Genomic DNA, 12,915 nt, shown 5'->3' on the forward strand with positions numbered 1-12,915 from the left:
ATGCAATTCAACTCTAAATTATTGGAATAAAAAAGATGAGGTGTTTGAACGAAGTGAGTTATCAACTTTATGGAAATAACTTATTTCGTTGAATCATTGAGAGACTACTGTCGGCATCTTTTTTTGTTTCGTTTTTTTGGATGCTCAAAAAAATGAAAGTAAAGAAAATATTTAAAATAAAGAAAAAACAAAAAAAACCTTTCCCCAAAAACAAAGTTGGCGCGATGTACTGGAAAAGGAGTGGCTTTTAAAACGAATGTTGAATTTAAAAACAATGTAAAAACGTAGAACGTAATACGTATCACGTAAAACATAAATAAAACCACCTTTATTATGCTAGAAAAAGAATTTGAATTATTAAAAAAAGGTAATTCTGCTGCCTTCGAACGTATTTATGTCAGGTACAATAAACGAATCTTTTGGTTTGGTAAACAAATAATTGAGGATGAGTTTGTAGTAGAATGTTTGGTACAAGATGCTTTTCTGAAATTATGGGAATATCGTGAGAAGATTGAGTCCCTTGATCATATCTTTTTCTTTTTGAGGCTTGTAATGAAGTACAGTTGCTATTTACATTATCGTAAACCGAAGAATAAGTTTTTTGCAACAGTAAACTCGCTAGAGAGTTATGAGAATTATCAAAGTTATTTGGCTGGATATGATCCCGCTGATGTAATAGAAAACCTGAATGAACAAGAAACACAACAGCACTATTTTGATGAAATTATAAAAGTATTACCTCTATTAAGTACTGAAAGAAAACATTTGATAGAACTTTGTTTAAAACATGGATTTAAATATAAAGCGATTGCTAAAGCAATGGGAAGAGGAATAACAGAAACCAGTAACGAAATTAAACATGCTATAGCGGATCTTAAGAAGATTTTAAGTCATCATGATAAGTTAATTATTAAAACCAAAACAGTCTCTACTGAAGAGAAACAAGATAAAATATCCGAAACACAATCGTTGATATTAAAACTTCGATGTAAGCATAAACAATCTTTTGCCAATATCGCTGAAGAATTAGAACTGTCTCAAAAAGAAGTACACAACGAATTTATAGTCGCCTATAAATTCACTCAACAAAACAAAGTTCAATCACTAAACTATTGATGATGGAAAAATCTACTTTAATACTCACTCGAAAAATACAATTAATTATCGATTTACCAACTCAAGAAGAACGTAAAGAAGTTTTGGATACGCTTTATAAATGGCAAAATAGATGTTTTAAAGCCGCTAATTTGATTGTTTCTCATTTGTATGTACAAGAAATGATGAAAGATTTTTTTTACCTCTCTGAAGGAGTTAAATATAAATTAATGGACGAGAAGAAAGATGCAGAGGGTATACTAGAGTGCTCTAGAATGAATACCATTTATCGTGTACTTTCAAATCGTTTTAAAGGAGAAGTTCCAATGAATATTTTATCTTGTTTGAATAATATGTTGTATCAATCTTTTAAAAAAGATTGTGTCAAATATTGGAAAGGTGAAATCTCATTAAAAAATTTTAAACGAGCTATGGCATTTCCTTTTAATAGCAGTAAAATAACTAAATTATGTTATAATGAAGAGAAGAAAAATTTTTGTTTTATCTTATTTAAAATACCATTCAAAACTTATTTAGGAAAATATTTTACAGGTAATAAAAAACTACTGGAACAAGTGATAAGTGGAGAAATAAAACTTTGCACTTCACAAATAAAGTTAGAAAAAAGTAAAATATTTTGGTTAGTAGCCGTTGAAGTTGAAAAAGAAAACCATCAATTACAATCCGAAATTATTGCAGAAGCTTCCTTGTCGTTGGAATATCCATTGGTTGTAAAAGTAGGTAAATCTCGGCTTACTATTGGTACTAAAGAAGAGTTTCTTTACCGAAGGTTAGCGATACAAGCATCCCGTCAACGAACGCAAGCAGGAGTAGCCTATGCGAAATCGGGAAAAGGAAGAACGAGAAAACTAAAAGCCCTAGATAAAATGAGTCAAGTAGAAAAAAATTATGTGCATCATAGACTACATGTCTATAGTAAAATGTTAATTGATTTTTGTATCAAATATAAAGCAGGAACACTTATTTTATTGGATCAAGAAGAAAAAATCGAGCTAGCTAAAGAAGAAGAATTTGTACTGAGGAATTGGAGTTATTATGAACTGATGACTAAAATAAAATACAAAGCAGAGAAAGCAGGAATTGAGCTTATTATAGCATAAATTATAATTTTTGAGGGTGATTGTACACCCATAAGGTGAGGTTGATTACGAACACTCACTAAATGTAAACAACATATACTAAGAGTGTTTGAGTGTATACTTGAATAGATAAAGGCAACATAGTGGCAGTAGAATGTATATAAAAGATTTTTGTAGTTCAGGTGTTGTGATGCTAGTTTAGTTGTTTTTTATACAAAAAGTCATGGTTAAAATATTTTATACAAATGTTTTGATTTTTACTACAACAAATGATTAAACGGTGATGGTTTGCTGATTTAAGCAAAGCAACAGCAGATACTTTGTGGTTAAGGACTCGCGAAAATTACCGCGAAGCGGGAATCATTAATTAAAAAAACATTATAACTTATTATAGCATACATTAAAAACAAGAAACATTGATTTGATTTTTGTAGATTTGAGAAGCAAGCATCTCCTCTACTTCATTTATCAACCAAATAAATAGTACATACCATAAATATTCTGTAAAAGACTTAGCTGAGTTAGGAGGCTTTTCCTCTGTACGTCACTTTTCTGATGTTTTTTTTTCAAGTGACTTCGTTACGTCCTTATGAATATATAGAACAATTGAAATTCAATTTGAACAAAGACGATTAAAAAGAAAAGATGGAAAAATTATAATAGAAGTTTTAATAATCAAAACTCCCTTGTATAGTAAATTTAGGATTAAGATCAATTGGTGTATAACTATAACAGGATTTATTTAAAAACATGTATAGTTATTTTAGGACGGGTCATTAGGACGGGACAGTAGCAGGATACTCCCAACATCAAGGCAAGATGAAGGCAACATAGTGGCAGTAGAATGTATGTAAAAGGTTTTTGTAACTCAGGTGTTGTGACGATTGCCTAGTTGCTTTGTAAAAAAGATAAACGTATTAAGTTGTGATAATTGTTTAAATAAAAAAGGAGCTATTAATTAGCTCCTTTTTTATTTTGATGTTTTTTGGCGTGCAATTCTTTCAATGTTGCTTTTTGTTCTGGCGTAAAAACATTATTGATTTCATTAAATTCTTTTTGACGAACTTCTTTCATTTTCTTTTTCAATTCCAGTTTTTCGTCTTTGTAGCTATCCTCAATTTGTTTGATTTTAATGACTTGCGCATCTGTCAAGTTCAAATCTTTTTTTAATTGTTGTAATTTCTGCTCTCTCGATCCTTCATTTCTGTCTTGCGCTGAAGCAGTTGTTAAAGTGAAAGCAATTAATCCTAATCCTACATATTTATAAAATGCTGTTCTCATAATTATCAACTTTTTTTGTTTTATTTATTCTTAAGACTTTAAAAAATTAAAAAGGTTTAAAACAATAAATGTTAAAATTTTTCGGTTATGATGAAATCTTTTAAAAGATGTAACATTTGAGATGAATAATCGACCAATATTTTTTAAAATTATTTTTGAAATCGATTAAACCTTTTCCAAAAAGGATTGTCAAACAAGTTGTAAAATTATAAAACTACAAAACGAAAAATTAAACAAATGAGGTTAAGAAGTTTATTTGCTTTGATTTTTATTTGTGTTTGTGCAGGATTGAATGCGCAAGAGCTTTTAAAAATTAAAGGGAAAGTCTTATCAAGTGAAAACAAACCTGTAGAATACACTACAATATCGCTTGAAAGCTCGGAAGATGGAGTTGTGGCAGAAGCGGCAACGGATGCAAAAGGAGAATTTACAGTAGAAGCAAAGGCTGGGCAATATGTTCTTGTGATTGAGCCATTGGGATACGATGTAATAGAAAAACAGATTAATTTAGAATCAGCTTTAGATTTAGGTACTTTTACTGTAAAAACGACGCAAACAGTTTCATTGGGCGCTGCAGTTGTAACAGCGGAAAAGCCTATTTATAAAGTAGAATTGGACAAGAAAGTGTATGATATGGCGAATGATCCAATGTCGCAAGGTCAAACATTGTCGGATGCTTTAGCAAATGTACCATCGGTTTCTGTAGATGCACAAGGAAACGTTTCATTAAGAGGGAATGATAATGTAAAGTTTTTGATTGATGGAAAACCTTCGGGAATGTTAGGTGTTTCTGATGTAGCAGAAGCGTTAAAAAATATTCCAGCCGAAAATGTTGAGCGTATCGAATTGGTGACAAATCCTTCTGCACGTTATGAAGCTTCTGGTTCTGCGGGAATTATTAATATCATCCTTAAAAAGGGAACAAATACAGGTTTTAATGGTTCTGTAACGTTGAATGGAGGTATTCCTAAAATGGTTGGAGGAAACGTCAACTTGAACTACAAAACAAAAAAATATAACATCTATACTACTTTAGGTACACGTTATATGGATAGAGAAGGAGAAGGCAATGCTTTGACAACAAACTATCCGAATGGAATTATTTCTGATTATAGAAAAACAGATACGAACAACAATAGAATTCGTAGAAACTATAATGCACGTTTAGGAGGTGAATATTATTTAGATGATAAAAATACATTAGGAGCTTCTGCAGGATATCGTTACAATAATGGAAATAATATTAATGATGTTAGATACTATTATTATGATGCATTATGGAATCAAACAAATAAAACTGCTCGTATCGAAAATGAAAAAGAGTTAAAAAAAAGTTTTGATGCGGATTTTAACTACAAACACGCTTTTGATACAAAAGGACATGAGTTTACTTTTACAGGACGTTACTCGTACCAAAAAGAAGACGAAAATGGAATTATTCGTAATTTAAATGCAAGTGATGTATTGACAGGAAATGAAAGAACATATAGTTTAGAAACTCAAAATTCTGCAGTTTTTACAGCAGATTATGTTCGTCCAATTGGAGAAAAAGGAAAATTTGAATTAGGTGCTCGTGTTGATTTAAGCGATACAAAAACAAATAGTGGAAATAATACAATTAATACGGACGGAACAGAAACTCCAAATAAAGCTTTCTTAGCTGATATAGATAATCAACAAAATGTATATGCTGGATACGTGCAATATGGAAATGCAATTGGAGAAAAATTCCAATACTTTGCAGGTTTACGTGTAGAAAGTTCTGATATGGAAATTGCAAATCATTCAGAAGGAACTACAATTTCAAAAAAATATACAGATTTATTCCCAACATTAACATTGAATTATAAATTGACAGATAAAAATGAGATGCAATTAAGCTACTCTCGTCGTGTTCGTCGTCCAATGGGATTCATGTTAATGCCATATTTTTCTAGTGTAAATGCATTAGATGTTCGTCGTGGTAATCCAGATCTTAATCCAACATATACTAATTCATTCGAATTATCGTATATCGCAACAGTTGGTAAATTGATGGTGACACCAAGTTTATTTTACCAAAGAACAACTGATGTGATTAATGATTTCCAAACATATAATTATATAGAGTCAGGAAATCCTTTAAAACCATATAATCAAGCATTCGAAACAATGCCAGTTAATGCAGGAAATGAAGACCGTTATGGTTTAGATTTAACTGCTACTTACCGTCCTTTCAAATGGTGGAATTTAATGTTTAATGTCAACTTATTTGGATACAATAGAACAGGTTCTTACTCAGCAACAATTTCAGATTATTTAAATCCAGATACAGGAGTTACAGAGTCGAAAGAATTTACACAAAGTTTCAAAGGAGATGGATTTAGTTCTCGTGGACGTTTATCATCAAACTTTATTTTACCAGCTGATTTAAAATTACAAATCGCAGGTAATTATATGGGAGGAATGAAAACTGCTCAACAAAAAACAGAAGATAACTTATCAATGGATTTATCTTTATCAAAAGATTTATTGAAAAAGAGAGCTTCATTAACATTAAATATTCGTGATGTATTCAATTCTCGTAAAAGAGAGCAAACAACTTTCTACGAAGAATCAGAAAACTATCAAAGTATGCGTTGGATGAAACGCTCTATTAACCTTTCATTTACGTATCGTTTCAAAAATACAAACGAGAAAGAGCAAAGTGGTAAACAACAACGTTCAAATGGAGAAGAAATGGGAGGTGGAGAAGAAATGCAAATGCAATCAGCTTCTTAGTAGTTTGAAAATAATCGAAAAAAAAAGGATCGCAATTGCGATCCTTTTTTGTTTTATTAATTGTTCGAAAAACGAATTATTTGTTTTTCAACAAATCACGAATTTCAGCCAATAATTCTTCTTGTGTTGGTCCAGCAGGAGCAGCTTCTTCAGCAGGAGCTTCTTTTTTCAACTTGTTAATTCCTTTAATCATTACGAATAAAGCAAATGCAACAACAGTAAAAGAAATAGCAGCAGCTAAAAAGCTACCATATTTAATGGCTGTTCCTGGAATTACTAAGGCTGCTAAATTTTCAGCATGAATGGCTTTCAAAGCTGGATTTAAAAGTGCTGGTGTAATGATATCTTCAACTAAAGAAGTAACAATTTTACCAAATGCACCACCGATAACTACACCGACAGCTAAATCTACTACGTTACCTTTTACTGCAAACTCTTTAAATTCTTTAAAAAATCCCATAAGTTTAAAATTTATTTCAAAGTTTATAATTAATATTAATTCGGTTGATTAGTTTCTAATCTATTTTTAGAAGAGATAAATAAGTATAAACCGATTAACATAAAAGGAATACTTAAGATTTGACCATTGTTTAATCCTATATTCAACATTTGAGCAACTGCTTCTTCACCTTGATTTTCTTTATAGAATTCAACAACAAATCGTATTAAAAATAATAAAAATAAGAATAGGCCTAACAAAGCTCCCAAATATTTTCTCTTATCTGTTTTGTTGTACATATAAAGCATAATAATTCCTAAGATAACATATCCAATCGCTTCATAAATTTGAGCTGGATGACGAGGAATTACTTCTCCATATCCCAAACTTTGTTGATGAAATTTTACTGCCCAAGGTAATTCTGATGCTTTTCCTACAATTTCTGAGTTGTAAAAGTTTCCAATTCGAACCGCAGCTCCACCAAAAGGAACAACAACAGCAATACGGTCTAACAACCACAATACATTACGATGCAAATATTTTCTACTAAATAAATAGGAAGTTAAAATTACACCTAATGCAGCTCCGTGACTTGCAAGTCCACTAAATCCTACAAATTCGTAATCTTGTAATAATCCAAAGAAAGCACTTTGTCCTGGTGAGTGTTGTACAGGTAAGAAAACTTCGATTGGTCGTTCAATAAACGCAGCAGGATCATAAAAAATATATTCTCCGAGTCTTGCACCTACAATTGCTCCAATAAATGTGTAAAGGAATAAAGGGTCAAGTAATTCTTTTTTCTGATTTTCTTTCTTGAAAATATTTGACATCAAATACCAGCCTACTACAAAGGCAACTATCCAACATAAACTGTAAATATGTACTTTGAATCCTGCTATTTCAAATAAATAAGGTTTTGGATTCCAATCGATAAACGAAATTAAGTTAATCATTAATTTTTCTTTTTAGGTACAGGGTCGTATCCATGTCCTCCCCAAGGATGACAGCGACCAATTCTTTTTGTTCCGAGCCACAAACCTTTTAGCAAACCATGTTCTTTTAGCGCCTCTATCATATAAGAAGAGCAAGTTGGTTGATATCTACAATTGCTTCCCATCCAAGGAGAAATCGCTAATTGATAAAATCTTACCAACAGAATAAATGGTGTAACCAAAATTTTGTTCATCTCACAAAGTTAATCAATAACCGAAATAAAAAAGAATCAATCTAAAAAGTTTATGCTTTTGCTGATTGATTCTCTATACGATACGTGCTTAACGCATATTATTTTTTAGTATAACTCGCTGGATCTAATGCTTTGTAAGACCAGTTTTGTAAAAACTCTAACACAACTTTCGGATCATGTCCTTTCACTTCTTTGCTTTCAAGATAAGCTGAGTTTTGTGTGTGAATTAAATTTCCTTTCTCATCTAAAATTACAAAAACAGGAAATCCAAAACGCTCTGGGTGTTTCAATGCAGCTAACGTTTCTTCGTTTTTATTTTTTGGAGAATAATTTACATGAACCACTTCATAATTATTCGCAATATAATCTTTTACTTCTTGATTTTCTTTTGTCAATTTATCAAACATCACACACCAAGCACACCAATTACCTCCAATTTGCAATAAAACGTGTTTCTTTTCAGCAGAAGCTTTTTGCACCGCATTCGCGATATCTACTTTCGGATTTGCTTCTTCACTATAAATTTTTGGTTTTTCAGTTTGTTGACCAAATGCAAAACTTAACGATAAAATCATTAAGCTAAAAAACATAGTTAATTTTTTCATTTCAAATTCTAAATATTAAGTCGAATTTACAATAAAAAATTATGCCGAAAACGTTTTTCTACGAATTAATAATCGTGTAATATAAATTTAGTTTTTCTTGAACCGAATTTATTTCATTATTTTTTTCGTTTTGATTAAATTGATTAATCATATTGATTGAGAATTTTGATTCAAATTCTAAACGGTCCAATTCTATTTCATAAAAATTAATTTGATGATGAATTTGTGTGAAATAATAATTCACCAATTCAACATACATCAATCTAAGTTCTTGATTTACTCTGATAAATTCTACAAATTCTTGCAATTCGACCAAAAACTCAATCATTTGTTTATTGATTTCTGATTGTTTATCTTTTAGTTCAATCTTTTTCAAATAATCAGTTGATAAAGCAATTTTATCACCCAAAAGTTGGTGCTTTCTTGTTAAAATTAAAGCACATTCTAACGCTTTCTTCATCATTTTAATTTTTATTCTAACACAAAGAAAATAAATCTAAATGCCAAAATATGTCGCCCAAAAAATCATTCATTTTGACAAAACATTCCCTAACTTTGAAATCTAAACAAGATTTTATGAATGCGCCTTTAGCTGAAAGAATGCGTCCAAAAACGCTTGAAGAATACATTAATCAAAAGCATTTGGTGGGCGAAAACGGACCAATAAAAATGATGTTGCAACATGATATGATTGCTTCGATGATTTTTTGGGGACCGCCAGGGACAGGAAAAACGACACTAGCTCAATTGATTTCCGAATTAACTGATCGACCATTTTATACGTTGAGCGCCATAAATTCTGGTGTGAAAGAAGTGCGTGAAGTAATTGAAAAAGCAAAGAATCAAAATTTGTTTTCGGGAACGAAAAATCCGATTTTATTTATAGATGAAATTCATCGTTTCAATAAATCACAGCAAGACAGTTTGTTGGGAGCGGTAGAAACTGGTTTGGTGACTTTGATTGGAGCGACAACCGAAAATCCAAGTTTCGAAGTTGTGCCAGCTTTGCTTTCACGTGCGCAAGTTTATGTGTTGAAACATCTCGAAAAAGAAGATTTAGTCGATTTGATTGAACGAGCTACAAAAAAAGATACAGTTTTATCTAAATTAAATATTGAATTAGTTGAAACAAATGCATTATTAAGATATTCGGGAGGTGATGCAAGAAAATTATTGAATGGTTTGGAGTTGGTAATTAATAGTTTTTCTCCAACTGATAAAATCATCATCAACGATGAAATTGTGCATGAACGTATTCAGCAAAATTTAGCGCGTTATGATAAAACGGGTGAACAACATTATGATATTATTTCAGCTTTTATCAAATCGATTCGTGGTTCAGATCCAAATGGAGCGGTTTATTGGTTAGCTCGAATGATTGAAGGTGGTGAAGATTTGAAATTTATTGCGCGAAGAATGTTGATTTCAGCTTCCGAAGATGTGGGAAATGCAAATCCAACAGCGATGATTTTGGCGAATAATACATTTCAAGCTGTTTCGGTGATTGGTTATCCAGAATCTCGTATTTTATTGAGTCAATGTGCGGTTTATTTAGCAAATTCTCCAAAAAGTAATGCAACTTATTTAGCGATTGGTAAAGCGCAACAAGTTGTGAAACAAACAGGGGATTTACCTGTTCCGTTGCATTTACGAAATGCACCAACTAAGTTGATGAAAGATTTGGATTATGGAAAAGAATATAAATATTCGCACGATTTTCCAGGAAATTTTGCTGAACAAGAATTTTTACCAAATGAAATTTCGGGGACGACTTTTTATGAGCCAGGAAATAATAAGCGAGAACAAGTGGATAAACAATCGCTGAATCAAAAGTGGAAAGGTAAGTATGGATACTAAAAATAAAAATCTCAGTTAATCAAGTTTAACTGAGATTTTAAGGTTTGGTTGATTTTTTTGGTTTAGATTGGTTTTATATGATAATAGGTTGGTGATTGTATATATACAAGGTTTGTGCCAAAACTTAATAAAAAGTAAAAAATTGATTAAAAAAAAGAAAAAATTAAAGTTTTTCGATTTAAAAAAGGAATTTATATTTATAAAATAAAGAAAATGAAACAAATACAAATTATAAACGGACCTAATTTAAATTTACTTGGCGTTCGCGAACCAGAGATTTATGGAACACAAACTTTCGAAGATTTTTTTGAACATGAATTGAGAAAGCAATTTCCAGAAGTTTCGTTGCATTATTTTCAATCAAATCACGAAGGAGATATTATTGATAAATTGCACGAAATTGGTTTTAAATATGACGGAATTATCTTGAATGCTGGTGCGTATACGCATTATTCGTATGCGATTGCAGATGCGATAAAAGCGATTACGACTAAAGTGATAGAAGTTCATATTTCGGATATTTATGCGCGCGAAGATTTCAGAAAAAATAGTGTAACAGGTGAAAGTTGTCTAAAAATTATTTCAGGAAAAGGTTTACCAGGTTATGTTGAAGCTGTGAATAATTTTGTGAAATAATTAATAATCATTATCTTAACAAGATTAAAATCTATTACCTATGGATAAAATTATTTTAGGATTAATCTTTGGATTAACCATTATTAGCTGTAATTCGAAAGCTGATAAAAACAATACAGAGCAAAAAGCTCAGGCAATGACGGCTTGTGAACAAGCGGCAATAACACCAGGGATATCTGCGGCTAAAAAAGAGCTGATTACAAAATATTGTGACTGTTCGACAGATAAAATGATGGATGAATTTACATATACAGAAATGATGCAAATGAATAATCCAACACCTGAATTACAAGAACGATTAATGAAATTAATAGAACCTTGTATCAATGATTTGAAAACAAAATCTGCTGAATTAGGAGAGTAATAAACAAAAAAGTCGGAACTATGTTCCGACTTTTTTAATATTCTTTTTTGTATTGTTCTTTCTTAAACTCGTCTACAAGATGTTCGTTCAAACTATCAATGTAGCCTAAGATTTCTAATTTACCAATTTTACTCGAAGCCGAACTTGTAAATATTTTTGGTAATTCTTCCCAAGTTTTTAATAACTCGTTTTTGTAGTGATTCAAGTTTTTTTGCATTTGTGTACTCGTTAGTTTGTCTAATTTTGTAAACACAATCGCAAACGGAATTTGTTTGTTTCCTAACCATTCCATAAACTGTAAATCTATTTTTTGAGGCGTGTGTCGAGAATCAATCAATAAAAAAACATTGACCAAGTTTTTACGAAACTCAATGTAATCATAAATCATTTTATTGAAACCACCACGAACACCTTTTGGTGCTTTAGCAAAACCATAACCTGGTAAATCGGCTAAATACCAAGTATCGTCCATTTCGAATGTATTAATCAATTGAGTTTTACCTGGAGTTGCAGAAGTTTTAGCTAATGCTTTTTTATCTGCTAACATATTGATTAATGATGATTTTCCAACATTAGAACGCCCAATAAATGCGTATTCTGGTTTGAAAGGATCTGGACAATCTGTATATTTTTGCGAACTTTTTACGAATTCAGCTTTTTTAATCATAATTATGCTTTAGTGGCTGGATCTAATTGTTTTTCGATTAGCCATTTGTATAAAATTTCGTTGAATAATTCAGGGTGTTCCATCATTGGAGCGTGCCCACATTTATCAATCCAAAATAAAGAAGCGTCTGGTAATTCTTCTTCAAATTCTATTGCAACTTCTGGTGGAGTTACATTATCTTGTTTTCCCCAAATCAAACAAACAGGCATTTTGATGTCTTTTAAATCATCTTTCATGTTAGATTTGATCGCGTCTCTTGCGATATATAAAGTTTTGATAGCTTTATTTCTGTCATTTACAGTGTCAAAAACATCATCTACAATTTCTTTTGTAGCGATAGCAGGATCGTAAAAAACTTCGCGCGTTTTACGTTCTACATATTCGTAATTACCACGTTTTGGATAAGTTTCTCCAAAAGATTTTTCGTACAAACCAGAACTTCCTGTTAAACAAAGTGCTTTTACATATTCTGGATGTCTGTGACAAACCATCAAACCAATATGTCCTCCTAAAGAATTTCCAACTAAAATAGCTGGTTCTTTAACGACTTCTTCAATAAAATTTGCAACATGTTTTGCAATATTTTTGATATTAGTATTGATGACAGATAAAGAATATAATGGCAATTCTGGTGCGAAAACCTTATATCCTCTTTGTGCATAATAATTTGTAAGTGAGCTGAAATTGCTAAGTTCACCCATTAATCCATGAAGCAAAACAATTGGTTGTCCTTCTCCTTCTTCTATGTAAGAGAACTTATCTTTTTTCTTTAAGCTAAAAAACATTTACTCGATATTAAGTCGACAAATTTAATTAATTATATTTTTTATTTCGTGGTTTATATGAAAAACTTTAACAATCCATATTAATCACTTATCAAAACAAGGTCTATATAAACATTATTTCTCATTTTATACATGGGGTT

14 protein-coding genes are annotated in these 12,915 nt (G+C 31.1%); 6 read left to right on the forward strand and 8 right to left on the reverse strand.

Going from position 1 to position 12,915, the window contains the following annotated elements; all coding sequences use genetic code 11:
• The first annotated feature begins 333 nt into the window (after nt 1–333).
• Together B4E59_RS10285 and B4E59_RS10290 are read left to right on the forward strand one after the other, a co-directional pair.
• Nucleotides 334–1,116 carry an RNA polymerase sigma factor gene (locus B4E59_RS10285; RefSeq protein ID WP_291052808.1) on the forward strand — a complete coding sequence of 261 codons (783 nt, stop codon included), beginning with the start codon at nt 334–336 and terminating at the stop codon, nt 1,114–1,116.
• 2 nt (nt 1,117–1,118) lie between these two features.
• A complete protein-coding gene (locus tag B4E59_RS10290; RefSeq protein ID WP_291052811.1) occupies nt 1,119–2,216 on the forward strand; it encodes a hypothetical protein in 1,098 nt (365 codons plus the stop codon).
• A 933-nt stretch (nt 2,217–3,149) separates the two neighbouring features.
• On the opposite strand, the gene B4E59_RS10295 is transcribed toward B4E59_RS10290, so the two are convergent.
• Nucleotides 3,150–3,476, reverse strand: coding sequence for a hypothetical protein (locus B4E59_RS10295; RefSeq protein ID WP_115001771.1), 327 nt, complete (start codon nt 3,474–3,476; stop codon nt 3,150–3,152).
• Between the two features lie 237 nt (nt 3,477–3,713).
• Here B4E59_RS10295 and B4E59_RS10300 point away from each other — a divergent pair, with 237 nt between their 5' ends.
• The gene (locus B4E59_RS10300; RefSeq protein ID WP_291047160.1) at nt 3,714–6,236 is read left to right on the forward strand and encodes a TonB-dependent receptor; all 2,523 of its coding nucleotides are present in this window, start codon (nt 3,714–3,716) and stop codon (nt 6,234–6,236) included.
• Between the two features lie 76 nt (nt 6,237–6,312).
• Here B4E59_RS10300 and mscL read toward each other — a convergent pair whose 3' ends face one another.
• The 5 genes from mscL to B4E59_RS10325 all read right to left on the reverse strand — a co-directional run bounded on the left by mscL (nt 6,313) and on the right by B4E59_RS10325 (nt 8,929).
• Nucleotides 6,313–6,696, reverse strand: a complete 384-nt coding sequence (gene mscL, locus B4E59_RS10305; RefSeq protein WP_038332787.1) for a large conductance mechanosensitive channel protein MscL — start codon at nt 6,694–6,696, stop codon at nt 6,313–6,315.
• Nucleotides 6,697–6,731: 35 nt separating this feature from the next.
• The gene (gene lgt / locus B4E59_RS10310; protein ID WP_115001766.1) at nt 6,732–7,628 is read right to left on the reverse strand and encodes a prolipoprotein diacylglyceryl transferase; all 897 of its coding nucleotides are present in this window, start codon (nt 7,626–7,628) and stop codon (nt 6,732–6,734) included.
• Nucleotides 7,628–7,861: a membrane protein insertion efficiency factor YidD gene (gene yidD / locus B4E59_RS10315; RefSeq protein ID WP_125349653.1), complete on the reverse strand. Its 234-nt coding sequence runs from the start codon at nt 7,859–7,861 to the stop codon at nt 7,628–7,630. The genes lgt and yidD overlap by 1 nt, the downstream gene beginning before the upstream one ends.
• Before the next feature lie 98 nt (nt 7,862–7,959).
• Nucleotides 7,960–8,466, reverse strand: coding sequence for a thioredoxin family protein (locus tag B4E59_RS10320; RefSeq protein WP_125349652.1), 507 nt, complete (start codon nt 8,464–8,466; stop codon nt 7,960–7,962).
• A 58-nt stretch (nt 8,467–8,524) separates the two neighbouring features.
• Nucleotides 8,525–8,929 (reverse strand): hypothetical protein, encoded by a 405-nt coding sequence (locus tag B4E59_RS10325; RefSeq protein ID WP_115001760.1) that lies wholly within the window; start codon nt 8,927–8,929, stop codon nt 8,525–8,527.
• A gap of 113 nt (nt 8,930–9,042) precedes the next feature.
• On the opposite strand from B4E59_RS10325, the gene B4E59_RS10330 reads away from it, so the two are divergent.
• The 3 genes from B4E59_RS10330 to B4E59_RS10340 all read left to right on the forward strand — a co-directional run bounded on the left by B4E59_RS10330 (nt 9,043) and on the right by B4E59_RS10340 (nt 11,323).
• Nucleotides 9,043–10,323, forward strand: a complete 1,281-nt coding sequence (locus B4E59_RS10330) for a replication-associated recombination protein A (protein WP_221855377.1) — start codon at nt 9,043–9,045, stop codon at nt 10,321–10,323.
• A gap of 213 nt (nt 10,324–10,536) precedes the next feature.
• Complete coding sequence (locus tag B4E59_RS10335) at nt 10,537–10,959, forward strand: type II 3-dehydroquinate dehydratase (RefSeq protein WP_115001756.1); 423 nt, start codon at nt 10,537–10,539, stop codon at nt 10,957–10,959.
• Between the two features lie 40 nt (nt 10,960–10,999).
• The gene (locus B4E59_RS10340; protein ID WP_038332805.1) at nt 11,000–11,323 is read left to right on the forward strand and encodes a hypothetical protein; all 324 of its coding nucleotides are present in this window, start codon (nt 11,000–11,002) and stop codon (nt 11,321–11,323) included.
• A gap of 34 nt (nt 11,324–11,357) precedes the next feature.
• On the opposite strand, the gene yihA is transcribed toward B4E59_RS10340, so the two are convergent.
• Together yihA and B4E59_RS10350 are read right to left on the reverse strand one after the other, a co-directional pair.
• The gene (yihA, locus tag B4E59_RS10345; RefSeq protein ID WP_084106860.1) at nt 11,358–11,990 is read right to left on the reverse strand and encodes a ribosome biogenesis GTP-binding protein YihA/YsxC; all 633 of its coding nucleotides are present in this window, start codon (nt 11,988–11,990) and stop codon (nt 11,358–11,360) included.
• Between the two features lie 2 nt (nt 11,991–11,992).
• Nucleotides 11,993–12,775 carry an alpha/beta fold hydrolase gene (locus tag B4E59_RS10350; RefSeq protein WP_038332809.1) on the reverse strand — a complete coding sequence of 261 codons (783 nt, stop codon included), beginning with the start codon at nt 12,773–12,775 and terminating at the stop codon, nt 11,993–11,995.
• Between the last annotated feature and the right edge of the window lie 140 nt (nt 12,776–12,915).

This window comes from Empedobacter sp. UBA2044, from assembly GCF_002333005.1.
Lineage (GTDB): Bacteria > Bacteroidota > Bacteroidia > Flavobacteriales > Weeksellaceae > Empedobacter > Empedobacter falsenii_B.